The sequence below is a fragment of the Streptomyces sp. NPDC031111 genome (genome assembly GCF_055570675.1).
Window position 1 is genome coordinate 52,856 of the sequence record NZ_JBVIGS010000002.1, and the last position, 22,801, is coordinate 75,656.

Here is a 22,801-nt window from a genome sequence, read left to right on the forward strand (position 1 = left end):
GTTCAGCGCGAGGTGCGCGGGGTGACCAGACCGGACTCGTAGGCGAGAACCACGAGCTGGGCGCGGTCGCGGGCGTGCAGCTTGGCCATGGCCCGGTTGATGTGGGTCTTGGCGGTCGACGGGCTGATGACCAGACGACCGGCGATCTCGTCGTTGGTCAGGCCCTGTGCGGCCAGGGCGACCGCCTCGCGTTCGCGGCCGGTCAGCTCCTCCAGCCCGGTGCCGGCGCGGGCGGGCGGCGGCTGGGTGACGTACCGGTCGATGAGCTTGCGGGTGATGGCGGGCGCGAGCAGGGCGTCGCCTCGGGCGGCGACGCGTACGGCGTGCAGGAAGTCCTCCGGCAGGATGTCCTTGACGAGGAAGCCGGCGGCGCCCGCGCGCAGCGCCTGGAAGACGTACTCGTCCATGCCGTAGTTGGTCAGCATGACGACGTGCACGCCCGCCAGGGCCGGGTCCGCGGCGATGCGCCGGGTCGCTTCGATGCCGTCCATGACCGGCATCTGGATGTCGATGAGCGCCACGTCGGGCAGCCGCTCCTTGACGAGGGCCAGGCCCTCCCGGCCGTCGGCGGCCTCGGCCACCACCTCGATGTCGTCCTCGAGGTCGAGCAGGGCGCGGAATCCGCTGCGGATGAGCGGCTGGTCGTCGACCAGCAGGACCCGGATCACGAGGCTCCGTTCGTGGGGATGTCGGCCTGGACGGTGAAGCCGCCCGTGCCGCGCGGCTCGGTGCGCAGCCGGCCGCCCAGGGCCGTGACGCGTTCGCGCATGCCGAGCAGCCCGAGGCCGGGCGTCGGCGCGGAGTGCGAACTGGCCTTTCCGTCGTCGTCGACCCGGATGGCGAGGGCGTCCGGCCGGTAGTCGATGCGCACCGAGGCGGTCGTCGCTGCGGCGTGCCGGGCGACATTGGTGAGCGACTCCTGAACGATCCGGTAGGCGGTACGGCTCACCGCGGCCGGTACGGCGTGCGGATGTCCCTCGATCGTCAACGTCGTCTCCAGGCCGGTCGTCCGGAACCGCTTCACCAGGTGGGGGATGTGGTCGAGGCCGGGCGGCGGGGTGGTGTCGTCGTCGCGCAGCGCCTCCAGGGTCGCGCGCAGCTCCCGGCTCGCCTCCCGGCCGGCCTCCTGGATCGCCAGCAGGGCCTCCGGCACCTGCTCGCCCCGCCGCCGGGCCACATGGACTGCGACCTCGGACTGCACCTTGATGACGGAGATCTGGTGGGTGAGCGAGTCGTGCAACTCCCGCGCGATGCGCAGCCGTTCCTCGTCGGCCCGGCGTCGCGCGGTCTCCTCGCGGGTGCGTTCGGCCTCGTCCGCCCGCCGTTCTGCCTGCCGCACCGCCTCCCCGGCGGCGAACGCGGCGATCAGCCAGGCGAGTTCCAGGGTGCTCCGGGCCTGCGCCACGACCTCGCGCGCGCCCCCGTCGTGGAGGACCAGGGCCGTGAGGTGGAGCACGGCCAGCAGGCCCACGGAGGCGGCCAGCGTGACGGCGCGGTGCCCGGCGCGCACCGCGCCGTAGACCGCGACCAGGTACGAGACGGCGAGCACCTCGTAGCCGGCCCCCAGACCGCCCACCGCGCACAGCCCGGTGACGGCCAGGACCACGAGCGGCGCCCGGCGGCGCGCGGCCAGCGCCAGCCCGCCGGCCGCCAGCAGCGCGGCGCCGAGCAGCTCGCGGCCCCCGGCCGGGTGCGGCCCGGACAGCCCGGTGCCCAGCAGCAGCGCCGCCACGCCCAGGGCGGTCGCCCAGTCGACGACCCGGGCCGGGACAGCGAACCGTCCTTTGTCCATGGGTGCACGGTAGCCGGACGCGGTGGTGGGCGAATCCCGCTCGTGGACGAGCGGCCGGCTACCGCGTGCGCGGTACCACCGGGCCGTCTGCCGCGTCCGCGGTACGCGGATCCCGCGGCGGCGGCAGCGGAAAGTGCCCACGCCTGCTGGACGACCGGGCGGGGGGCCGGCGCGCATGCTCGGGACACATCGAACCGCGCAACCAGCGACGGAGAAGTGACGGAGAAGGAGGAGAGCGGCATGAGTGCTTCAGCAGCTCTGATCGCGGCCGCCGAGGGCGGGATCATCGGCGACGGGCGGACCGGGGCCAACCTGGCCCTCCTGGTGGGTGCGCTCGGCCTGGCCACCGGCTGGCTGGCCCTGGCCCGCGCCGGCGGCCGGATCGGCATCGGGAACGCGCGCGCCGGCGGGATGTCGGCCGTCGCGGTGGGGGCGGTCGGCACGGTCCTCGCGGTGCTGCACGTGGCCACCGCGAGCGGCGGTCCCGGCACCGGCAACGGACTCGTCGGCGCCGTCGTGGCCATCCCGCTGGGACTGGGCGCCGTGCTCCTCGGCCGCCGCGCGCTGACCCGGACCCGCCGCGCCGAGGGGCCCGTCGACCGGATGCCCGTCTGACCTCACCGGGCCACGACGTGTGCACGGCCCCGCACGTCGGCGCCGTGGGCGGCGACGCCGAGGCCGACTTCCCGACCGCGGAGCCGGCCGCGTCCTTTCCGAGGGGGTGACCGCGCGGGCCCCGCGCGCTTCGGTGGCCGGCGCCGGCGGCAAGGGCGGAGCTCGTCGTCGGTTGCCGCAGGGAGCCCCCCAGGTCGTGGTCCTCGAATGCCTGGGCCATCGCCGCCGTTGCGCCGCAACCCTCGCTCGGGACGCGCCCGCGGAGCCCTCGATGAGGCCGCCGCGCGGCCGGATGCGGGCGACGCCCCAGCGGTCATGACCGTGGACGCGCGCCGTTCACTCCCGCAGCGGCAGTGCCGTGAGCGTGTCCGCCCGGAGGACGTGGACGTGTTCGGGCGTCGCCGCCAGGGAGTTGGAGACCGTGTCCTGCGCGGGTCCGGAGTAGGTCCACGCGGCCCTGCGGTCGCGCAGGTCCACCGCGTACAGCAGCCGGCGCTCGTCGAAGGCGGTCAGCAGGGCCAGTCCGCCGCGCAGCAGGGGCTCGACGGGCCACAGCCGCAGCGGGACACGGTGGTCCCAGCGGAACTCACCGGTCGCCGCGTCAAGCGCGATCAGCCGCCAGGCGGTCTGCTCGGCCGTGCCCCGGGTGTCCTCGGGCGCCGCCACCACGTACACCACGCCGTCCTGGACGGCCGGCGCACCGTAGACCGGTCCGCCGGGCCAGTTGCCGGGCTCCTCGGCCCCCCAGCGCCAGAGCGTCCCACCGCTCCGCGCGTCGAGCGCCAGCACCTCGCCCTGGCAGACGTGGATCCGCCCGTCCCGCACCACGGCCGCGCTCGGCGCCGGCAGGTCGGTCTCCTCGTCCACGTCGTACCGGGCCGGGTCGACCAACCGCTCGCTGTACAGCGTCCGGCCGGTGCCGGCGGCGCGGACGGTCAGCCCGAGCCGGGTGACACAGACCAGCAGCCCGCCCTCGACGACGGCACTCAGCACGTCGGCCCCCACCCCCGTCTCCGGCAGCGCCTCGCGCCAGCGCTCCGCGCCGCCATCGAGGTCGTACGCGCTCAGGAACGGCCGCGCGGGCTCCCCGCCCGTGCCGCGCAGCCGGGCCAGGACGTACACCGTTCGCCGGTCGGCCGTCAGCAGGGCCACCGGCTCCAGGGCGGGGGTGCCCAGGGAGTCGTGCAGCGGGCTCGTCCGGCCCGTCTCCGGATCGAGCCGGAGGAGCGCGGGGCGGACCGGGGACGGCTCCGTCTCGTCCTCGTCGAGGACGGCGAGCAGCCCCGCGCCCGTGCCCAGGACGTCCCGCAGCGGGTCCCGCGACCACTTCTTCCGCCCGGTGGCGACGTCCACGGCGGTGTAACGGGGCCGGATGGCGTCCCTGACCACGACGACACCGCCCGCCGCCACGGGCCGGACCTTGTTGTCGAAGGTCCCCGCGAACGTCCAGTCCGCCTCGGGCGGGCCCGCCCCGGCGTCCGCCGCGGTCCGCTCGCCGTTCCCGTCGTCCCCCCGCCCCTGCCGGGTGTACGCGACGGCGCCCGCCGTCAGAACGCCGGCCGCGAGGAGCCCCCCGCCCAGCGCGAACAGGGTGCGGCGCCGTGGCCGCGGGGGCGCGTCGAGCACCGTACGTTCACCAGGGCCCGGGTCGGGTGCGGGTGAACGTACGGGACGCAGATCCCACAGGCGCGTGGTGCGGTCGGCGAGGTCGGCGAGGACCGCCTCCGGCAGCGACTCCGCGAACGTGCCCTCTCCCACCCCGAGTTCCTGGGCGAGCCGGGACGGCTCCGGGCGGTCCGCGGCCTCCTTGCGCAGGCAGGACGCGATGACCGTCCGCAGCCCGTCGGGTACGTGGGTCAGGTCCGGCTCCCCGTACCGGACGCGGTACAGGATGTCCGCCGCACTCTCCCCCGGGAACGGTGGACGTCCGGTCGCGGCGAAGAGCAGCACACCGCCGAGGGCGAAGACATCGCCCTCGGGGGCGTGGTCGTGCCCCGTCGCCTGCTCCGGTGACATGTAGGCCGGGGTGCCCACGACCTGTCCGGTCCGGGTGAGCCGCTGGGCGCCGAGCGCACGGGCGATGCCGAAGTCGATGATCTTCGGACCGGCCGCGGTGAGCAGGACGTTGGACGGCTTGAGATCGCGGTGCACGATGCCCGTGCGATGGATCTCGCCGAGCGCGTCCGCCAGTTGGGCGCCCACGGCCCGCACGGTGTGCTCGGGCAGCGGCCCCGCCAGGCCCACCGCTTCGTCGAGCGAGGGTCCGAGCAGATACTCGGTGGCCAGCCAGGGCACGGCCCCGTCGGGGTCGCAGTCGACCACGGTCGCGCCGTGCCGGGCGCCGATCGCGCGTGCCGCCTCCGCCTCCAGACGGAACCGGACGCGGAACTCGGGTTCGGCGGCGAACCGCGGGTGGACCGTCTTGAGCGCGACGGTGCGCCCACCGGGCGTGCGGGCCAGGAAGACCGTCCCCATGCCGCCGCTCCCCAGCCTGCCGATCAGCCGGTAGCGGCCCAGGCGCTCCGGGTCGTCGTGGGTGAGGGGTTGCACGGTGCTCACGCGACGCTCACCCCACCGGGAGGCCGTAGAAGGACCTGCCGTACCGGACCACGCAGATCCCGTCGACGGTCAGCAGCTCGTACGGTTCGAGGCCGCCGGTGTCCTGTTCGCCCACGGCCTGGAACTTCCACAGCCGCTCACCGTTGGCCGCGGCGAACGCCGTGACCTGCACGGAGTCGAGGGACAGCGCGGCTGCCCCGGACGCGCTGACAGCCACGGAGGGGGGTGCGCCGGCGCCGTCCAGGAAGCCGGTCCCACGGCTCCACTGCTGCCGCCCGCCGGCCGGGTCGAGGGCGTACACGTTCGGGCCCGCGTCCGCGACGTACAGGGTGTCCTCGGCGAGGACCGGGGTCCCGTACTCGCCGTACGGGTTCTTGCGGGGACTCCGCCAGAGCTCCCGGCCGGTCCGCAGCTCGTACGCCCGCAGCTCGCGGCCCTGCGAGGCGTACAGGGTTCCCTCGCCGGACAGGGTGAGCAGGGCGGTGTCGGTCAGGTCGCCGATCGTCCTCGCCCAGACCTCCTTGCCCGAGGCGCGGTCCAGCGCGAAGAACTCCTGCAACCCCTCGGGCTGCTTCTTCCGTGCCTTCTTGTCCCTGGGCCGGGGCGCGTCCCGCCAGGACACCAGGAGGTCGCGGTGCGGTGCGGCCCAGGAGAGGTACTCGTTCCCCGCGAGGGGTCTTCGCCACAGCGGTTCGCGTCGTACGACGTCGTAGGCGAACAGGGCGCGCGTCTTCTCGTCGGCGTCGTCGGTCTTCGTGCCGACGTCCGCGGTCTTCTCGACCTCGCCCTTGAACCAGACCACCGCACCGTCCCGGGCCACCAGTTCGGGGCTGTGCATGTCCTCACCGGCTTCGAGGAGTTGCTCGTACGGGACTTTGTGCCGGCGGGCCCCGTTCTTCACGGAGCGCCACAACAGCCCCTGAACGCCCAGCACCATGAGAAGCCCGTCGTCGACCCGCACGGGGTGGGCGGCGAGGTCCAGCGGTTCCTTGCGCCTCCACAACTCCCTGCCGGTACGGACGTCGAGGGCGACAAGGGAGTCCCCCGGCAACAGCAGCACGTCGCCGTGGAGGGCGGGGCTGCCGTAGAACAGCGTGTCCGGCATGTCGTAGGCCCACAGCGCCGCAGGGGGCACTCCGGGAACGGGTTCGCGCGGCTTTCCCGCGGCCGGCTTTCCCGCCACGGCGGGGCGCGGGCGGTCGTCGGTCGCCCACGCCGTGACGGCGCCGCCGAGCGCCAGCCCCGCCGCGCCGGACAGCACGCCGGTCAGCAGGGCCCTGCGGGCGGGGCTCGCGGGACTTCGGACGCCTGCCGGGCTCGTGTCGGACGGGGGTGGTGTGGCCGGGGCGGCGGGCACGGCCTTCTCCCGGTCCTCCTCCAGCGCCTCCAGCCCGAGCACGGCCGACGCCTGCTCCGCCAGGGCAGCGGTCAGCCGGGCCGGCAGGGGGCCCGCGCTCACCGCGGCCGCCGCGCCGGAGGGAGCGAGGACGGCCGCGAGCACGGCCGGCTCCGGCCGCTGCGCCGGGTCCTTGGCCAGGCATCGGGCGAGCACCGGACGCAACTCCTGGGGAACGGAGGCGAGATCGGGCTCCTGGTGCGCGATGCGTTCGGCGGCCCGGTGGCGTGCGGCGCTCGGGGAGACGGCCCGGGGGGCGGGGGAGCCGGCGTGGTCCGCGTCGTTCGCGTCGAAGGAGTTCGCGTCGAACGGGTTCGCGCCCGTGACCGCGTACGCCAGCAGTGTGCCCAGCACGAAGACGTCGGCGGGCGGCCCCGGACGGTGGCCGGCGACCTGCTCCGGTGTCAGGTAGCCGAGTGTCACGGCCAGTCCGCCGTCCGGCCCCTCCGCCGCCGCCGTGGCCGCGCCCAGCGGGCCGAACGCGCTGATCCGGGGCCCGTCGGCGGCCAGCAGCACCACCTCGGGACCGAGCCCCTGGAACGCCCCGCCGGTCGGCGTGCGGGTGCGTTCGAGCGTCTCGGCGAGGGCCGCGCCCACGGCCCGTACGACCGGTTCGGGCAGCGGCCCCGCCAGGGCCACGGCCTCGGCGAGCGAGAGGGACGGGATGAACGGCGAAGCGAACCAGGGCACCGGATCGTCCGGGGCGGAGTCGAGCACGGGCTGCGCCCACGGGCCCGCGAGCCGTGCCGCCACCGCGAGTTCCTCGCGGAAACGGCCGCGGAAGACGGAGACCGCCGCCAGCCGTGGCTCCGCCGCGGTGACGGTGACGGTGTGTCCGTCGCCCCCTCGCGCCAGGTAGGACCTGGTGGTGCCGGCCTCCCGCAGGACCGCGAGCGTCCGGTACGGTCCGAACTGCCGTGGGTCTGCCCCGTTCAGAGCCCTCACAGTCCCCAACCCCCCTTTGGCACAAGGACGGTGAGAAATCCTAGGCCACCGCGACGGCAGGTGTCGGCCCGCGCCGTCACGACCGGGTCACAGTGGAGGAAGGGCGAACAGCCGCTCCCCGCACTGCATGACCGGTATGCCCCGCACCACCGCCACCAGCCACGCGCCCGCCGGATCGCCCGGTGGGACGAAGCGGTACTGCTCCTCCATCGTGCTGATCCGTACGGCGAGGACACCGGCCGCAGGGTCGGCCGGCGTCAGATGGACGCCGTCGCCGGCGACCACGGGGGCGACACCGGCACGCGGCCCCGACCGGCTGCCGAACGGGTCCCACGACCCGCCCATGTCGAACTCCGCGCCGGAGGCGGGATCCCGGCGCGCCACCCTGCGCAACACGTCGCCGTCCGCCGCGTACACATGGTCGCCCCGTACCGTGGGCGGCCCGAAGCCGGCGGAACCCTCGGCGGTGTCCTGGCTGGGCAGCGCCCAGAGCTCCTCGCCGTCCGCCGGTCGCAGGGCGCGCAGCGACGCGCCGCCCACATAGACGCCGTCCTTGTCCGCGGCGGGCCGCAGCGCGGCGTCGGTACCGGCGTCCTGCCGCCAGGCCTCCGCGCCGTCCCGGGTGCGCAGCGCGTGCACCAGGCCGTCGTCCCCGGTGAGCAGGAGCAGCCCGGGGGCGACGGTGGCCCGCGCGGTCGCGCCGGTGCCGGCGGGCGCCGTCCGCCGCCAGCGCCGGGTGCCGTCCCCGGTGCGGACGGCCGTGATCCCGCCGGATCCGTCGAGCCCGTACACGGTGTCGCCGTCGGCGGCCAGGAGCGTACGCAGCCGGTCGGTGCCGCGCCAGCGCACGTTTCCCGTGTCCGGTGCGAGGGCGACCGGCGCACCGTCCTCGTCGAGGGCGAGGAGCCGCTCGGCGGTCACCACGGTGCGGATGCCCTCCGCCCGCCAACGCTCGTTCCCGGTACGGGCGTCGAGAGCCACCACGCCGTCGCCGGGGAGCGCGGCCAGCAGCAGTGTTCCCGCCGCGGTCGGCGCGAACGGCGGCTCGGGGGCGAGGCCGGAGACCTCCCACAGCGGATCCGGCTGCGTGCCGGGGGCGCCCGTCCAGCGCGGCACGGGAGTCGCGGCAGGGTCGTTCCGGGTGCCGTCGTCGGCGTACCACCGCCAGGCCGCGGTGCCCGCGCCGGCGAGGAGCAGTGACCCGCCGGCCGCGGCGAGCACCGAGCGCCGTCGCGGCAGCCCTCGCCGGGGGGCGGGGCGCCCGGCGAGCTCGGCGGCGCGGCGCTCGCGGGCGGCGATGTCCAGCAGGACGCCCGACGGCAGCCAGTCCGCCGGAACACGGGCGGCGGGTACGCGCCGGAGGAGCGCCGAACCCGCCCCCGTAAGGCCCTCGCCCCACAGGTCCCGAAGCTCCGCCGCCGTGGGCCGCAGCGCGGGATCCTTGGCCAGGCATCGGGCGATCACCTGGCGCAGCCCGTCCGGTACGGGGGTGAGGTCGGGCTCCTCGTGGGCGATGGCGAAGTCCACCAGCGCGGCCTGGGCGCCGAACGCGTGGTGTCCGGTGCTCGCGAAGGTGAGCAGCGCTCCCAGCACGAACACGTCGCTCGGGGGCCCGAGTTCACGGCCCAGGACCTGCTCCGGTGACATGTAGCCCGCGGAGCCCGGTCGCTGCGCGGCCAGTGTGAGAGTCGTCGCGTCCGTCACACGGGCGATGCCGAAGTCCACGACGCGCACACCGTCGGCGGTCAGCAGCACATTGGACGGCTTCAGATCCCGGTGCACGACTCCGGCCGCGTGCAGCGCCTCCAGCGCGTGCGCGAGCAGGGCGCCCAGCACACGGACCGCCTCCGGCGGCAGGGGCCCCCGGTCGGTGACGGTGCGCTCCAGCGTGGGCCCGGGGACGAACTCTCCTGCGAACCACGGCACACGGCCGTCGAGGTCGGCGTCGTACACCCGCGCAATGCACGGATTCCGTACGGCCCTGGCGGCACGTATCTCGCGCTCGAAGCGCGCCAGGAAGTGCGGGTCGCCCGCGTTCTCGGACCGCAGGGTCTTCACCGCGGCCAACCGCCGCCCCGCCTGCCCGAGATAGACGGTGCCCATGCCACCGGCCCCGAGCACGCCCAGCAGTCTCCATGGCCCCAGCCGTTCCGGATCGCCGGTCCCCAGAGGCCGCACCAGTTCCCCCACGGCGCCGATCGTATGGGGTCGGCGCCGGAGCCGTCACCGACCGTCGATCTCGGCGATGAGGGCCTCGATGCGGGTCCTGATCTCGTCGCGGATCGGGCGGACGGCTTCGACGCCCTTGCCGGCCGGGTCCTCCAGGGCCCAGTCGAGGTACTTCTTGCCGGGGAAGATGGGGCAGGCGTCCCCGCAGCCCATGGTGATGACGTAGTCGGACGCCTGGACGGCCTCGGTGGTGAGGATCTTCGGCCGGGCACCGGCGATGTCGACGCCGACCTCCCTCATCGCCTCCACGGCGGCCGGGTTGACCCGGTCTCCGGGGAGGGAACCGGCGGAGCGGACCTCGACGCGGTCGCCCGCGAGGTGCTGGAGGAATCCGGCGGCCATCTGCGAGCGGCCGGCGTTGTGGACGCAGACGAACAGCACGGAGGCGAGCGGGGCGGAGGGCATGCGTTCTTCCTTCACGATAGATCAGCCTCGGCTGGTATCAGCGCTGGATGATGTGACAGTATCAGCCCATGATGACGTCAGCCGACGCTGATCTGATCCGGGTGCTGGCCGACCCGCTCAGGCTCCGGATCGTGACCCTGCTCGCCCGCGAGACGCTGTGCACCACCCACCTGGTGGAGGAGACGGGCGCCCGGCAGACCAACCTCTCCAACCACCTCCGGGTGCTGCGCGAGGCCGGGGTCGTGGAGACCGAGCCGTGCGGGCGCTTCACCTACTACAAGCTGTGCCCCGACGTCATCGCGTCGCTCGCCGGGCAGTTCGCCGACCTGGCCGAGTCCGCCCGCACCGCCGCCGACAACAAGAGGGCCTGCCCGTGACCCGCACCGAAGCGCCCGCGACCGGTGAGGACTCTTCCGTTGTCGCGAAGCTGTCCACGCTGGACCGCTTCCTCGCCGTCTGGATCCTGATCGCCATGGCCGTCGGCCTCGGCCTCGGGCGTGTGATTCCCGGCCTGAACGACGCCCTGGCGAAGGTCGAGATCGGCGGGATCTCCCTGCCCATCGCGCTCGGCCTGCTGATCATGATGTATCCGGTCCTGGCGAAGGTCCGCTACGACAGGCTGGACGCCGTCACCGGCGACCGGAAGCTGATGATCTCCTCCCTGGTCATCAACTGGATCCTCGGCCCGGCCGTGATGTTCGCCCTGGCGTGGATCTTCCTGCCGGACCTGCCCGAGTACCGCACCGGCCTGATCATCGTCGGCCTCGCACGCTGCATCGCCATGGTGATCATCTGGAACGACCTCGCCTGCGGCGACCGCGAGGCCGCCGCCGTGCTCGTCGCCCTGAACTCGGTGTTCCAGGTCCTGGCGTTCGGTCTGCTGGGCTGGTTCTACCTCGACCTGCTGCCCGGCCGGCTGGGCCTGGGCGACGGCGAGCACCTGGACATCTCGATGTGGGAGATCGCCCTGAACGTGGTCATCTTCCTGGGCGTCCCGCTGCTGGCCGGCTTCCTGACCCGCCGCATCGGTGAGAAGAGGATGGGCCGCGAGAGCTACGAGCAGCGCTTCCTGCCGAAGATCGGGCCATGGGCGCTGTACGGCCTGCTGTTCACGATCGTCGTCCTGTTCGCCCTACAGGGAAAGACGATCACCTCCCAGCCGCTGGACGTCGCCCGGATCGCGCTGCCGCTGCTGGTCTACTTCGCGGTGATGTGGTTCGGCACCTTCGCGCTCGGCAAGGCCATCGGTCTGGCCTACGACCGCACCGCCACCCTTGCCTTCACCGCCGCGGGCAACAACTTCGAACTGGCCATCGCGGTCGCCATCGCCACCTTCGGCGTGACCTCCGGACAGGCCCTGTCGGGTGTGGTCGGCCCGCTCATCGAGGTCCCGGTGCTCGTGGCGCTGGTGTACGTCTCGCTGGCCTGGCGGCGGAAGTTCGCCGCAGACACGGTGACGACGGCCCCGTGACGCGGCCCGTGGCACTGGTGGTGGGCGGTCAGCCGCGCAGGTCGAGCATGGCGGACATGGCCGCCACCACGGACGGCGCGACCTGGTAGTAGACCCAGGTGCCGCGCCGCTCGGAGGTCAGCAGGCCGGCCTCGCGCAGCTTCTTCAGATGGTGGGAGACGGTCGGCTGGGAGACGCCGACGTCGGCGATGTCGCACACGCACGCCTCGCCACCCGGGTGCGAGGCGATCTTCGAGAACAGCCGCAGCCGCACGGGATCCGACAGCGCCTTGAACATGGCGGCCATCTTCTCCGCGTCCGCCTGGGACAGCTCCCCGGCGGTTATCGGCGGGCAGCACGGCACCACACCGTCGGCCTCCAGGACGGGCAGCTCCACGACCTCTGAATTCGACATGCGTCTATGTTGACACTCATCGATGCGAGTGCCAAGCTCCGTTGTATCGACGAATGTCGAAGCAAGGAGTCGTCGTGACCACCACCCTTCGCGCCGTGCTCACCGCGGCCCGGGCCCGTCGCACCACCCGCCACCTGGCCGCCGTCCGCTTCTGCGACAGCTGCGCCCAGGTCAGTGACAGCGCCACCCGAGCGGCCGAACGCCGCCGGCAGGCCCAACTGGCCGCCTTCACCCACGCGCGCTGACCCTTCGCCCCTCGAGGAGACCGAGCATCATGAGCACCCAGCAGCTCCCCGTCGTCGTCATCGGAGCCGGCCCCGTCGGACTGGCCGCCGCCGCCCACTTGGCCGGACGCGGCATCGAGGCCCTCGTTCTGGAAGCGGGCGACGGTGCCGGCGCGGCCGTCCGCGAATGGAGCCACGTACGGCTGTTCTCCACCTGGGGCGAGGTCGTCGACCCGGCCGCCGAGAAGCTGCTGGCCCCCACCGGCTGGACCAGGCCGGACCCGGCGACGTACCCGTCCGGCGGGGACTGGGCCGAGCAGTACCTGAAGCCGCTCGCCGACGCCCTCGGCGACACCGTCCGCACCGGGGCCGCCGTCACCGGAGTCTCCCGGGCCGGCCGCGACCGGATCGTCGACGCCGACCGCGAGACCCAGCCCTTCGTCGTCCACGTCGAGTACGCCGACGGCCGCGAGGAGCGGATCTCCGCCCGCGCCGTCATCGACGCGTCCGGCACCTGGACCACGCCGTCCCCGGCCGGCGGAAGCGGCCTGCCCGCGCTCGGCGAGAAGGCGGCGGCCGACCGGATCACCTACCGCGTGCCGGACCTGAAGGACCCGGCCGTCCGTGCCCGGTACGCGGGCAAGCGCACGGCCGTCATCGGCTCGGGCGCCTCCGCCTTCACCGCGCTCGCCCACCTCGCCGAACTGGCCGAGTCCGAGGACGGTACGGGGACGCACGCGGTGTGGATCCTGCGCCGGGGCATCTCCGGCTCCACCTTCGGCGGCGGCACCGCCGACCAGCTCCCGGCCCGCGGCGCCCTCGGCCTCGCGGCCAAGGCGGCCGTCGACAAGGGGCACGCGGACGCGGTCACCGGCTTCCGCACCGAGGCGTTCGAACGCGACGCCGACGGACGCCTGGTCCTGGTGGGCGAGGACGGCCGCCGCCTCGACCCGGTGGACGAGGTGATCGTGCTGACCGGCTTCCGCCCCGATCTGTCCTTCCTCTCCGAGATTCGCCTCCGCCTGGACGAACGCCTGGAGGCCCCGGTCGATCTCGCCCCGCTGATCGACCCCAACCAGCACTCCTGCGGCACCGTCCACCCGCACGGCCACCGCGAGCTGTCCCACCCCGAACAGGGCATCCACCTGGTCGGCATGAAGTCCTACGGCCGCGCCCCGACCTTCCTGGCCATGACGGGCTACGAGCAGGTCCGCTCCGTCGTCGCCGCGATCGCCGGCGACCTCGACTCCGCCGACCGCGTCGAACTCACGCTCCCCGAAACGGGAGTCTGCGGCGGCGCGGGCCTGTTCGACACCCCCGACGCCCAGCAGGCAGACGGCGGCGGCTGCTGCGCCGCGCCCGAACCGCAGCTCGTCCAGCTCGCCGCACCCACGTCAGCGGACGCGGGCGGCTGCTGCGGCTGACCCGAACCCCTGTCCACTCTCCACCCAGCAGGAGGCACGACATGTCCCGCATGCAACTCGCCCTCCGCGTCCCCGACCTCCAGGCGGCGATCACCTTCTACAGCAAGCTGTTCGACGCCGAACCCGCGAAACTCCGCGACGGCTACGCCAACTTCGCCATCGCCGAACCCCCGCTCAAGCTCGTTCTCTTCCAGGGCGAGCCGGGCGAGGACACCCGCATGGACCACCTCGGAGTGGAGGTCACCACCACCGACGAGGTCCACGCCGCCACCGGCCGCCTGTCCGACGCCGGCCTCGCCACCCGGGAGGAGAACGACACCACCTGCTGCCACGCCCTCCAGGACAAGGTCTGGGTCCAGGGCCCCGGCAGCGAACGCTGGGAGGTCTACGTCGTGAAGGCCGACGCGCCGGCGAAGGAGCCCGCCACAGCCAATGGCCCCGACGCGGAACAGCGCCGAACACTCGGTCAGATCTGGTTCTCTCCGCCGTCGACGTAGATGTTGGCGCCGACGATGTAGCTGCTCTGTTCGGAGGCGAGGAATGCCACGGCCGCGGCGATCTCCTCGGGGCGGCCTACACGGCCCTTCGCCACGGTTGCGGCGACATTCTCCTTGACGGCGGCCACCGCTTCTCCGCCACCGAAGACGTCAGCGAGTCCGGGGGTGTCGACCGCGCCCGGCGAGACGGCGTTGACCCGGATGCCGCGGCCCTTCAGTTCGTTGGACCACGTCCGTGCGAAGGACCGGATGGCAGCCTTCGAGGCGGCGTACGTGCCGAACGCCTCGATGCCCCTCTCGGCGGCGGTGGATGCGTTCAGGATGACCGAGGCGCCGTCGTTGAACAGCGGAAGCGCCTTCTGCACGGTGAACAGTGTGCCCCGGACGTTGACGCCGAAGGTCTGGTCGAAGTGCTCTTCGGTGATCTGCTCCAGAGGCACGAACGCACCGGTGGCCGCGTTCGCGAAGAGCACGTCCAAACCCCTGCCCCGGGACCGGACCGCGCCGTAGAGCCGGTCCAGGTCGGCCATGTCGGCGATGTCGCCCGCCACGGCGGTGGCCCTGGTCGCGCCGATGATCTCGACGACGGCATCCAACTCGGCCTTGCGTCGACCGGTGATGAAAACGTGCGCGCCCTCAGCTGCCAGCCGCACGGCGGTGGCCCGGCCGATACCGGTGCCGCCACCGGTGACCACGGCCGTCCTGCCCTCGAGCTGCCCCATGTCAGTACCTCCTGGATTCTGCGCTGATCTGCCTCGACAGCAATCCTGCGGAAGCCGGGCGGTACGATGCATCACATAAAGTCCATGATTCTTTATGCATCGTCCGAAAGGAGCGCTCAGTGCTCGGCAGCAGCGATCTGATCGCCGACGCGATCAGCCTCCTGCGTCCCCGCACCGTGGTCGGTCCCGCCCTCCGTGCCGGAGGGGACTGGGCTCTGCGCTTCGATCGGTTCCCGCACGTGAGGCTCGGCCACGTCGCTCGTGGTGAATGCCGGCTGGTCCTCGAAGGGCATGAACCCGTACTGCTGGAAGAGGGCGATTTCTACCTGCTCGGCAATCCGCCGCCCTACGTCCTCGCCAGCGCGCTCGACGTGGTACCGCGTGACGCGAAGTCGGCGTGGGAGCGCGCCGCGGGCGGTGCCGTGCGCATCGGGTCCGAGGCCGAGGAGGACACGTACATCTGCGGTGGGCACTTCTCGTTCGACGACGCCAACGCGCCGGTCCTCACCGACGTCCTACCGCTGCTCGTGCACGTACGTGCCACGGACCCTCGCGGCAAGCACCTGGCACACCTGAGCGAACTCATGGTCGCCGAGGTCGAGGCCGCTGCCGTCGGCGGCTCACTGGTCCTGGAGCATCTCGCGCAGATTCTCTTCGTCCACATGCTGCGCGCTCACGCCGACCAGGCCGATCGGCCCGCCGGCTGGCTGGGAGCACTCAGTGACGATGGCATCGGTGCCGCGCTGCGTGCCATGCACGCGGACGTGGCCCACTCCTGGACACTCGCCGAGCTTGCCGACATCAGCCGCATGTCACGTTCGTCGTTCGCCTCGTCCTTCAAGAAGCAGGTCGGAACCGCACCTCTGGAGTATTTGATCCAGTGGCGCATCAGCCTTGCCCGTGACGCCCTGAGCGCCGGTACGCGATCCATCTCCGAGATCGCGTTCGCGACCGGCTACCAGTCCGCGAGCGCGTTCAGCACCGCGTTCCGCCGCGTGACCGGCGTCTCCCCCAAACACTTCCGCGAGGCATCGAACCGCACACGGTGACGCCGACCGCACCTCGGTCAGCAGTAGAGCCGACGCAGGTGGGGCCAGGTCTGCGGGCCGACCTTGCCGTCCTCGGCCAGGTCGGTGCCGCAGGCGTAGTTCACGGTGCTCTGGAAGTTCTTGGCCGCTGTCTGGGAGTTGCGGCCGAAGATGCCGTCGATCGTCCCCGGATTGTGGCCGTGGTACTGGAGGAGGCACTGGGCTTCCTTGCCGGCGGAGGTCACCTGCGAGGAGGACGGAACGACAGTGGTGCCGCTGTAGTAGCCGGCGGAGAGGCGGCCGGTGGAGCTCATCTTCACGTCGCACGGGTAGGCCGCGGCAGCGGTGGCGCCGGTCTCGGCCGCGGCGGCGACGCCGCCGGTGGCCGTGCCGCCCAGCAGGGTGAGGGAGGCGAGCACGAGCGAGGTACGCCTGCGGGTTGCGGTGAGTGCCATGGAGGACTCCTGGAGGTGAGTGCGGTCGATCCGGACATCGGTACGTGTTCGCCGGACGCGGGCAGGCCCGATCGCGGCGACGAGGGATGTGTAGAACCCTGAGCTGCCCGTTGCGCAGCTGGAGGCGGGGTCGGCGCCGTAACGAGGTGCCACGGATGCCGTCAGGGACGCGGCTCAGCAGTCCGTGGGGTACAGGTCCCGCAGCTTCGGCCAGGTCTTCGGGCCGATCGAGCCGTCGGCTGTCAGCCCGTTCTTCTCCTGGAAGCGGATCGTCGCGGCCCTGGTCTTGTCACCGAAGATGCCGTCCACCGTGCCGGGGCTGCACTCGGCGTACTCCAGCAGGCACTGGGCCTCCTTGACAATGTTGCCCTGGGAGCCCTTGGAGATGATGGTCGTCATCGTCCTGCTGTAGTCGTAGCCGTGGTAAGGAATGCCGTTGACGGTAAAGATGATGTGGCGGTTCGTGCAGGGGGCGCTGGCCGTCACCCGCACTTCCTCCAGACCGTCCTTGGCATGGGCCGAGCCCGCGAAGGCCGTGCTCGCGAGGGCGACGGTCGCGATACCGATACCGGTGAGCCGAGCAGTCTTCGTGATGGTCATGGTCTCTCCCCGTTTGGTCCATGGGCGAGGCGTTGCTCGCCCGCCCCAGTCTGGAGAGACCGCACGGCGGGCGGAACCTGGAACATTGCAGGTATGCCTCGCCACAGGCTCTCGGCGAGCTCGTCATCGTCGACGTCGACTCCGGTGTCCAGCGCCCCGTGGGCCACGTGAATGAGCAACGGCTCTGGTGGTCGAGGTCGCAACGGGCGATCAGGCGTCAGGGCCGTCTGAGGCTCCGGAAACTTTCCCGCTCTACCTGGTGTCGGGCACGGCGTGCAGGTAGGCGTGGACAGCGACCGCGTGGCCGGCCATCGCCGCCTTCCAGGGTGCGGCATCGGCGTGGGCGACCTCCTTCCACGCCGCGGCGTTGGCGGCGGCGAACGCGACCTTGGCCTCCGCCGGTGCAGTGCGCCAGGAAGGGAAGCGGCGGGCGAAGGCGTCCGCTTCAGCGAGCGTGTGTCCGGCTTCGAGGAGCCGAAGGATGAGGATGGCGGGGTCGATCCAGGCTGCGCCGCGTGTGGGCCAGGCCCAGTCGATGATGTGGGCACGGTCGTCGACGAGGACGTTGTGCGGGGCGAGGTCGGTGTGCAGGAGGGTGTCTCCGGCGAAGAGGGCGGCGGTTCCGGGAGGGGCGTAGGCGGCCCAGCGTTGTTCGGCGGCCTTGATGGGGATGTCCGCCGGGGCCGTGATCCGCTGAAGTTCCGCGATCGCCGTGGCGACCAGGGGGAGGTCGGGGGAGTCGGGGGTGTAGTCGGCGTGCCGTCCCGGAAGGACCTCGTATCCGAGGAGGTCCCAGCCGGCCGTTTCGATGTGCCAGTACAGGCGGGGGCAGGCGCGGGGGAGGTGGGGGTTGATCGCGGCCTCTCGTCGCTGGGCCGGGGCCTGTGGGTGGTCGGTGGGGATGCCCTTGACGAAGACCGGGCCGTGATCGGTGTCGAGGAACGCGGCGATGCCTGAGTTCAAGCCCCCGTCGGCGGTGCGGGCGGCGTGGACGGCGCCCGCCTTGTCGGCGATGGCCTGGCGTGCCTCCACGGGAAGGTCGTGGAAGTGGCGGCGGATCATGGACACGGCGCGGTTCCTCGGAGAAGGCGATGGGCTGCCCCGGCCAGCGTACGGCCGGGGCAGCGTGCCGGAGCGGACCCCGGTCTAGTAGGGCTGGTCGTCGCCGGCCGAGCAGCTGCACCCGGCGGACTCGGCGACGTCGACGTCCAGGTCGCCGATGATCCGGAACGTGCCCTCAGGGACCGGGGGAGTGGAGATCGGCACGGGCAGGGTGCCGGTGGCCTCTGTGGGCGGGCGCAGGCCGATGGTGACCGGGACCGGTGCGGGCCGGGTCAGGGTGGTGCTGGTGGGAGTCATGCTCCGTAACCTCCGTGTTGGCAGTAGAGCGATCGGTTGTCCCCCGCCTCCTGGTGGAGCTTGGCCAGCGGTCGGCATGTCCTGCAGGTGCCGACCTTCGAGCAGCCGGAGCATCCACCGGTGCGGAGCTGGAGGGACTCGGCGATGCCGCCGAGTCGGGGGAGGGCGGTCAGTCCCTCCGTCATGAGGTTCACGCTGGGGTCGCGGCCGATCTTGCAGACCGAAGCGATGCCGTGCGGGTCGACGTGGAAGAAGGTGTGACCGGCGTTGCAGCCGGTGAAGACACGGCGGGCGCGGACGTACTTCTGGGCCTGGGAGGCGAGCGGCTTCGCCTCTCCGTCGATTGTCGGGGACATGTTCGTGAAGACCTGATATGGGAAGCCCCAGCGGTCTTCCACCAGGCGAACCATGTCGTCCACCTCGTGGGCGTTCTCCTCGGCGACGATGATGTTGATGCGAACGGGCAGTGCCGCCGTGCGGGAGGCGTCCAGACCGCGGGTGAACCGGTCGAATGCGCCGCGGTTGCGGGTGACGGCGTCGTAGGTCTCCCCCGTCGCCCCGTAAAGACTCACCGTCAGTCGGTAGGGCCGCAGGCGGGCGAACAGCTCCTGCATCCTCACTTTGTGGAGCTGGCTGCCGTTCGTCGAGACCTGGATCATCATCCCGAGTCCGGTGGCGTACTCGTACGCGGCGGCGAACTGTGGATCGATCAGGGCCTCGCCGCCGGTGATCTGGAGCCACAGGACACCGGCGTCTCGCAGCATCGTGAGCAGGCGCGTCTTGTCGTCCCAGTCCAGGCCCTCGAACCGCTTCTCGCCGAGGTAGCAGAAGCCGCAGTCGTGGTCGCAGCCGAGGTTGATCTCCCAGGACGCCTTCGCGTACCCGTAGGTGGAGCGTTCGCGGACAAGGAGGGTGCCCCGCAGGGGCCCGCTGGGCATGGGCATCTTCCATGCGGCCGTGGTCGCCTCGGCGAGCCAAGCCGGGGCCGACCGGTCCTCGGTGACCGCCGTGCGCAGTTCCTCGAAACGGGACTCGGGGATGGCTACTCCCTTGGCGTGACCGGGTCGGAGGAGGAGGTACTGGCCCAGGAACGGACTCGCGATCAGTTGGTGCACGTTGCCTCCGTGTCGTCTGGCAGGGGGTGGGGCGGGTCCGTGTTGAGGTGGAGTCGGGGGAACTCCTCGGACCCGCCCCACTCACCGGCCACCTGTCCTTCGGCCGGCCGGTGAGACTGGAAGGCCCCGACGTGGGGATCTACGAGGCAGTGGCCAGACCGTTGAGCAGCTCGTCGAGACCGACGACGCGGAACGACTGGAGGCGGCGAACCAACTGCGAGGCGAGGAACGTCCCGATGTTCGGATGGCCGTACGGCAAGGGCGCATCCGGCTGTGCGATGACCTTCACACCGCCCTCGTCCCGGCCGTACAGAGTGCCGTGCACGCCGTACAGGGGTGCGCTCCTGGCCAAGAACACCGTCGGGCCGTCCTCCAGGTGCGGACATAGCCTTGCGGCGGCATGGGTGTGCCTGCGGCACACCGGAGGTTGATTGGTGAGGATGCTCGGCTGACTTGGATCGTGATCCCGGGGGCCGGTGAGAAAGATGAAGCCGAGGGGCGTGCGGGCGGGACCTGTGCAGACCTGGCAGGTGAGCGTCTGCATGCACACCATCTGCCGGTGGGGGTGCATCAGCTTCCACTGCGGCACACCGGAGATCCGGCCTTCGGTGTCGACAGGGTTCCACCCGCACCGGGCCCAGAGCACGCCCCGCGGGTCCCGGTCCCGGGGGTCCTCGTCCGCGTAGTACAGCCGCGGGCCGGAGGAATGGCGCGTGATGACGAGGTTGTCCGGCGCCGCGTCCTCCCCTTCCCTCTGGGTGATGTACGGGACCAGGGAGAGACTCTTGTCTCTCGACTCGACGGCCCGCGGGTTGTACGTGAGGCGGAGGGGCGGGAAGGTCACGGCGCCTCCGTAAGGCACTGGTGGGCCACCAGGCGTTCGAGGAGTTCGTCGAGCGTCCATGCCATGCGCCGGATGTGTCCGACGGCTTGGCGGTGGTCGGTGGGTACTTCCTCGGTCCGGAGGGTGCGCCCGCGCTCGATGAGGTCGGCCACTTGCTCGTCCTGCTCGGCCCCCTTGGAGACCACGGCGACGTGGACGAGTCGCATCAGGTGGCCACGAAGGCGCTGCGCGTGCTCGTCGACCTCGTGCTCGGTAGGCGTGTAGTCGTCCAGGACGGCTGCCACGTCATCGAGCAGTTGCCCGTCGACATACGGGGCCCAGCGCTGCACCTTCTCCAAGACCTGCCTCAAACCGGGGGCGGGCACGGTGGGCTCCTCTGCGTGAAAGTCGGCGATCCGGACGTCCCTGGAGAGGGCCGGCCATCGACTTCGAGGCTCCCGTCGCGGCAGTCGCGTTTCCACGCCGCCGATACGCCGTCTCCCCGCCGTCCGGACGGCGGAGAAGCGTCGGTGGGACGGCGTGGAGACGCGCTGTGGGCAGTCGGAACCTGTGGGTCACGCCCGTTCGTACGACCGGAAGAGCGACCGCGATGCTGAACGACTCAAGCCCGGCAGTCCACAATTCCCACACGCACTGGGTGGCCCTGGCCGGTCGGTGCGAGCCGCTTGCCGCGGCCCGTGACCGGGTTCGTACCGTGCTGGCCGACGTCGTCCCCTGCGTGGACGACGCGGTGCTGGTCGTATCCGAGCTGGTGGGAAACGCCGTGCGACACACGACTGCCGGCCCGGACTGTCTGATCATCGAGATCGGCGGGGACCAGGTGATCGTCGCGGTTCACGACCCGGAGCCTGACGGTGGTGGTGTGCACCTGTCGGAGACGGCTGCCGATCCGCTTGCCGAGTCCGGTCGTGGGCTGTGGCTGGTGCAGACACTGGCACGGCGGTGGTACGTAGAGACCACCGCAGTCGGCAAGGCGGTCGTTGCCGTCCTGCCGCGTAGGAAGACGGCAGTCAGCCGAGCGGAAGGCTCTTGACGACCTCCCACCGGTAGGCACGGTCCTCGCGCCGCAGCTCCACCAGTTGCACTTCCCGGACGCGCAGTTCGACCGGTGGAAGATCCCGGAGTGTGGTGACGGCCTCGATGACCGGGGCAGCGGGGCGCGGCCTGTTGTTGTAGGCCAGGCTCAGGTGCGGGCGGAACAGCGCGGTCGGCTTGCTGGGAGTCAGCTCCAACGGAGTCATGGATTCACTGAGGGCAGCGTGCAGCGCCAGTACAGGGCCCCAAGGAGCGACCGTCAGGCGTACGGCTCCCCGAGAGCCCGCGAGCGGGAGCGCCCGCAGGGTGAAGGCCGCCGGGAGAAGCGGCACTGCCGCGCTGATCACGTCATCGAGACGGCCCAGCGGCAGCGCTGCGGTGGAACCGATGCGTGTGAGCGTGATGTGCAACCCGTCGTCGGGGACCGGATCCAGGCCGAGCGGCGCGAGGCGCTGCTGACAGTGAAGAGCGAGGTCGGCCAGCGCTGGGCTGTCGGGGAAGGTGAGCATCCAGTAGTACGCCCGGGTCTGTGCCGTCCAGCCGGGCCGGTCCCAGTGATCGACCATGGTCTCCACGGTGTCGAAGGCGGCCTGGTCGTGCGCCGCGATCACCGCCGGGTCACTCAGGTCGGCAGGCGGGTGCACGGGGAAGGCTGCGGGATCGGCGCTGAGCTGGATGTGCGGCCAAGGCACCCGGCGAACTCCTTCATGATCACCCCGCCTGGGCAGGCGGGAGCTGACGGCCCCAGACGCGGAGCTGTTCGCCATACTCGCGCACGGCCGGCCGGGACCGCCAAGGGGCTGCTCGCTCGTACAGGTCCCGAGAGCGTTGCCGCACCGAGCTGATCGGCAGCGGGCTGGCCAGAGTGATCGCTTGCTGCCCGAGGGACATGGCGTGCTCCACGTCCGGTGCTCGCTGTTGAAGCACCGCGGTGGCCACGTCGAGGCGGACCAGCGAGCGGCTCCACGCGGAGTCGGACTTCTCGACCAGGTCGTCGAGTTCCTCGGCATCCCTCAGCACGTGCCCGGTGTCCTGCAGAGCGACACGGGCGGTCAGCGCATTGGCCAGGGTGCGGGCCCGCCCATACGGCAAGAAGGAGATGCAGGAGGTCAGGCCGGGGGCCACGTCATGCCGGTCGGAGAGCTCCAGCGCCTGCCCGATGGCACGCTCGGCCTGGTTCCGGTCACTGAGCTTGCCGAGCGCCCGGGCCCGGCCGTTGACCAGCAGCCGGATGGCCTGCGGGTGGTTCGGCGCTCGGTCAACCGCGGCGGCGGCCCGCGCGTCGGCCTCGTCGTAACGGCCTGCGTAGTACGCCGCGAAGGACTGGGTGCCGCAGGCCCACATCTCGGTGTCGAGATCGCCGATCGCCCGGCTCAGTTCCAGCGCTTCGGCGCAGTACGCCTCAGCCAGGGGAAACGCGCCGGTGTTCACCGCCATGTAGCCGAGCAGCCCGCCGGCGCGTGCGGTGACCCGGAACAGTTCCCTGCGTGCGGACGGAGGTTGCTGACCGGCGAGCAGGGTGTGCCCCATGCTGTGCAGGCTCTTCGTCTGTCCCCACAGGCCGTCCGGCCCGTCCTTCTCGTACCGCTCGGTGATCACCTCGATCCGGGAGGCGAGAAAGGACAGAGTGCTCTGGTCGACGTTGCCGCAGGCCAGCTGGCGGGCTCGGGCGACCATCTCCGTTGGGTCGTC

At 72.1% G+C, this 22,801-nt stretch carries 25 protein-coding genes; 8 read left to right on the forward strand and 17 right to left on the reverse strand.

The window, feature by feature from the left end; translation table 11 throughout:
- Nucleotides 1–2 precede the first annotated feature (2 nt).
- Nucleotides 3–668, reverse strand: a complete 666-nt coding sequence (locus tag ACZ470_RS03880) for a response regulator (protein WP_468424143.1) — start codon at nucleotides 666–668, stop codon at nucleotides 3–5.
- Complete coding sequence (locus ACZ470_RS03885; RefSeq protein WP_468424145.1) at nucleotides 665–1,792, reverse strand: sensor histidine kinase; 1,128 nt, start codon at nucleotides 1,790–1,792, stop codon at nucleotides 665–667. The genes ACZ470_RS03880 and ACZ470_RS03885 overlap by 4 nt, the downstream gene beginning before the upstream one ends.
- A 240-nt stretch (nucleotides 1,793–2,032) precedes the next feature.
- Between ACZ470_RS03885 and ACZ470_RS03890 the strand changes: the two genes are divergently transcribed.
- Nucleotides 2,033–2,407, forward strand: a complete 375-nt coding sequence (locus ACZ470_RS03890) for a DUF6223 family protein (protein ID WP_468424147.1) — start codon at nucleotides 2,033–2,035, stop codon at nucleotides 2,405–2,407.
- 336 nt (nucleotides 2,408–2,743) lie between these two features.
- On the opposite strand, the gene ACZ470_RS03895 is transcribed toward ACZ470_RS03890, so the two are convergent.
- The 4 genes from ACZ470_RS03895 to ACZ470_RS03910 form a co-directional block, all read right to left on the reverse strand.
- Nucleotides 2,744–4,966: a protein kinase domain-containing protein gene (locus tag ACZ470_RS03895; protein WP_468424149.1), complete on the reverse strand. Its 2,223-nt coding sequence runs from the start codon at nucleotides 4,964–4,966 to the stop codon at nucleotides 2,744–2,746.
- 7 nt (nucleotides 4,967–4,973) lie between these two features.
- On the reverse strand, nucleotides 4,974–7,307 hold the full coding sequence (locus tag ACZ470_RS03900; protein WP_468424151.1) for an outer membrane protein assembly factor BamB family protein: 2,334 nt from the start codon (nucleotides 7,305–7,307) through the stop codon (nucleotides 4,974–4,976).
- An 87-nt stretch (nucleotides 7,308–7,394) separates the two neighbouring features.
- Complete coding sequence (locus ACZ470_RS03905; RefSeq protein ID WP_468424153.1) at nucleotides 7,395–9,497, reverse strand: protein kinase domain-containing protein; 2,103 nt, start codon at nucleotides 9,495–9,497, stop codon at nucleotides 7,395–7,397.
- Between the two features lie 33 nt (nucleotides 9,498–9,530).
- Nucleotides 9,531–9,941 carry an arsenate reductase ArsC gene (locus ACZ470_RS03910; RefSeq protein WP_468424155.1) on the reverse strand — a complete coding sequence of 137 codons (411 nt, stop codon included), beginning with the start codon at nucleotides 9,939–9,941 and terminating at the stop codon, nucleotides 9,531–9,533.
- Nucleotides 9,942–10,009: 68 nt separating this feature from the next.
- On the opposite strand from ACZ470_RS03910, the gene ACZ470_RS03915 reads away from it, so the two are divergent.
- Nucleotides 10,010–10,318 (forward strand): ArsR/SmtB family transcription factor, encoded by a 309-nt coding sequence (locus ACZ470_RS03915; RefSeq protein ID WP_468424157.1) that lies wholly within the window; start codon nucleotides 10,010–10,012, stop codon nucleotides 10,316–10,318.
- Nucleotides 10,315–11,412, forward strand: coding sequence for an ACR3 family arsenite efflux transporter (gene arsB, locus ACZ470_RS03920; RefSeq protein WP_468424159.1), 1,098 nt, complete (start codon nucleotides 10,315–10,317; stop codon nucleotides 11,410–11,412). The genes ACZ470_RS03915 and arsB overlap by 4 nt, the downstream gene beginning before the upstream one ends.
- A gap of 28 nt (nucleotides 11,413–11,440) precedes the next feature.
- Here the strand turns inward: arsB and ACZ470_RS03925 are convergent, their stop codons facing one another.
- Complete coding sequence (locus ACZ470_RS03925; RefSeq protein ID WP_468424161.1) at nucleotides 11,441–11,806, reverse strand: ArsR/SmtB family transcription factor; 366 nt, start codon at nucleotides 11,804–11,806, stop codon at nucleotides 11,441–11,443.
- Between the two features lie 74 nt (nucleotides 11,807–11,880).
- Here ACZ470_RS03925 and ACZ470_RS03930 point away from each other — a divergent pair, with 74 nt between their 5' ends.
- The 3 genes from ACZ470_RS03930 to ACZ470_RS03940 are packed head-to-tail and all read left to right on the forward strand — an operon-like array spanning nucleotide 11,881 to nucleotide 13,951.
- The gene (locus ACZ470_RS03930) at nucleotides 11,881–12,051 is read left to right on the forward strand and encodes a hypothetical protein (RefSeq protein ID WP_468424163.1); all 171 of its coding nucleotides are present in this window, start codon (nucleotides 11,881–11,883) and stop codon (nucleotides 12,049–12,051) included.
- A gap of 29 nt (nucleotides 12,052–12,080) precedes the next feature.
- Nucleotides 12,081–13,454: an NAD(P)-binding domain-containing protein gene (locus ACZ470_RS03935; RefSeq protein WP_468424165.1), complete on the forward strand. Its 1,374-nt coding sequence runs from the start codon at nucleotides 12,081–12,083 to the stop codon at nucleotides 13,452–13,454.
- 41 nt (nucleotides 13,455–13,495) lie between these two features.
- Nucleotides 13,496–13,951, forward strand: coding sequence for an ArsI/CadI family heavy metal resistance metalloenzyme (locus ACZ470_RS03940; RefSeq protein WP_468424167.1), 456 nt, complete (start codon nucleotides 13,496–13,498; stop codon nucleotides 13,949–13,951).
- On the opposite strand, the gene ACZ470_RS03945 is transcribed toward ACZ470_RS03940, so the two are convergent.
- Nucleotides 13,921–14,673 carry an SDR family NAD(P)-dependent oxidoreductase gene (locus ACZ470_RS03945; protein ID WP_468424169.1) on the reverse strand — a complete coding sequence of 251 codons (753 nt, stop codon included), beginning with the start codon at nucleotides 14,671–14,673 and terminating at the stop codon, nucleotides 13,921–13,923. The two genes, ACZ470_RS03940 and ACZ470_RS03945, sit on opposite strands and share 31 nt — an antisense overlap.
- 119 nt (nucleotides 14,674–14,792) lie before the next feature.
- On the opposite strand from ACZ470_RS03945, the gene ACZ470_RS03950 reads away from it, so the two are divergent.
- Entirely contained in the window at nucleotides 14,793–15,722 is a 930-nt protein-coding gene (locus tag ACZ470_RS03950; protein WP_468424171.1) for an AraC family transcriptional regulator, read from the forward strand.
- Nucleotides 15,723–15,739: 17 nt separating this feature from the next.
- Here the strand turns inward: ACZ470_RS03950 and ACZ470_RS03955 are convergent, their stop codons facing one another.
- The 7 genes from ACZ470_RS03955 to ACZ470_RS03985 form a co-directional block, all read right to left on the reverse strand.
- Complete coding sequence (locus ACZ470_RS03955) at nucleotides 15,740–16,156, reverse strand: peptidoglycan-binding domain-containing protein (protein WP_468424173.1); 417 nt, start codon at nucleotides 16,154–16,156, stop codon at nucleotides 15,740–15,742.
- 174 nt (nucleotides 16,157–16,330) lie between these two features.
- Nucleotides 16,331–16,756, reverse strand: a complete 426-nt coding sequence (locus ACZ470_RS03960) for a peptidoglycan-binding domain-containing protein (RefSeq protein ID WP_468424175.1) — start codon at nucleotides 16,754–16,756, stop codon at nucleotides 16,331–16,333.
- Nucleotides 16,757–17,008: 252 nt separating this feature from the next.
- Nucleotides 17,009–17,818 carry a protein kinase family protein gene (locus ACZ470_RS03965; RefSeq protein ID WP_468425162.1) on the reverse strand — a complete coding sequence of 270 codons (810 nt, stop codon included), beginning with the start codon at nucleotides 17,816–17,818 and terminating at the stop codon, nucleotides 17,009–17,011.
- An 84-nt stretch (nucleotides 17,819–17,902) separates the two neighbouring features.
- The gene (locus ACZ470_RS03970; RefSeq protein WP_468424177.1) at nucleotides 17,903–18,115 is read right to left on the reverse strand and encodes a hypothetical protein; all 213 of its coding nucleotides are present in this window, start codon (nucleotides 18,113–18,115) and stop codon (nucleotides 17,903–17,905) included.
- A complete protein-coding gene (locus ACZ470_RS03975) occupies nucleotides 18,112–19,230 on the reverse strand; it encodes a radical SAM protein (RefSeq protein ID WP_468424179.1) in 1,119 nt (372 codons plus the stop codon). The genes ACZ470_RS03970 and ACZ470_RS03975 overlap by 4 nt, the downstream gene beginning before the upstream one ends.
- Before the next feature lie 139 nt (nucleotides 19,231–19,369).
- Nucleotides 19,370–20,074: a hypothetical protein gene (locus ACZ470_RS03980; RefSeq protein WP_468424181.1), complete on the reverse strand. Its 705-nt coding sequence runs from the start codon at nucleotides 20,072–20,074 to the stop codon at nucleotides 19,370–19,372.
- The gene (locus tag ACZ470_RS03985; RefSeq protein ID WP_468424182.1) at nucleotides 20,071–20,439 is read right to left on the reverse strand and encodes a DUF6415 family natural product biosynthesis protein; all 369 of its coding nucleotides are present in this window, start codon (nucleotides 20,437–20,439) and stop codon (nucleotides 20,071–20,073) included. The genes ACZ470_RS03980 and ACZ470_RS03985 overlap by 4 nt, the downstream gene beginning before the upstream one ends.
- 224 nt (nucleotides 20,440–20,663) lie before the next feature.
- On the opposite strand from ACZ470_RS03985, the gene ACZ470_RS03990 reads away from it, so the two are divergent.
- Nucleotides 20,664–21,107: an ATP-binding protein gene (locus ACZ470_RS03990; RefSeq protein WP_468424184.1), complete on the forward strand. Its 444-nt coding sequence runs from the start codon at nucleotides 20,664–20,666 to the stop codon at nucleotides 21,105–21,107.
- Here the strand turns inward: ACZ470_RS03990 and ACZ470_RS03995 are convergent.
- Together ACZ470_RS03995 and ACZ470_RS04000 are read right to left on the reverse strand one after the other, a co-directional pair.
- Entirely contained in the window at nucleotides 21,085–21,801 is a 717-nt protein-coding gene (locus ACZ470_RS03995) for a 2'-5' RNA ligase family protein (RefSeq protein ID WP_468424186.1), read from the reverse strand. The genes ACZ470_RS03990 and ACZ470_RS03995 overlap by 23 nt on opposite strands.
- A gap of 19 nt (nucleotides 21,802–21,820) precedes the next feature.
- The gene (locus ACZ470_RS04000; RefSeq protein ID WP_468424188.1) at nucleotides 21,821–22,786 is read right to left on the reverse strand and encodes a hypothetical protein; all 966 of its coding nucleotides are present in this window, start codon (nucleotides 22,784–22,786) and stop codon (nucleotides 21,821–21,823) included.
- Between the last annotated feature and the right edge of the window lie 15 nt (nucleotides 22,787–22,801).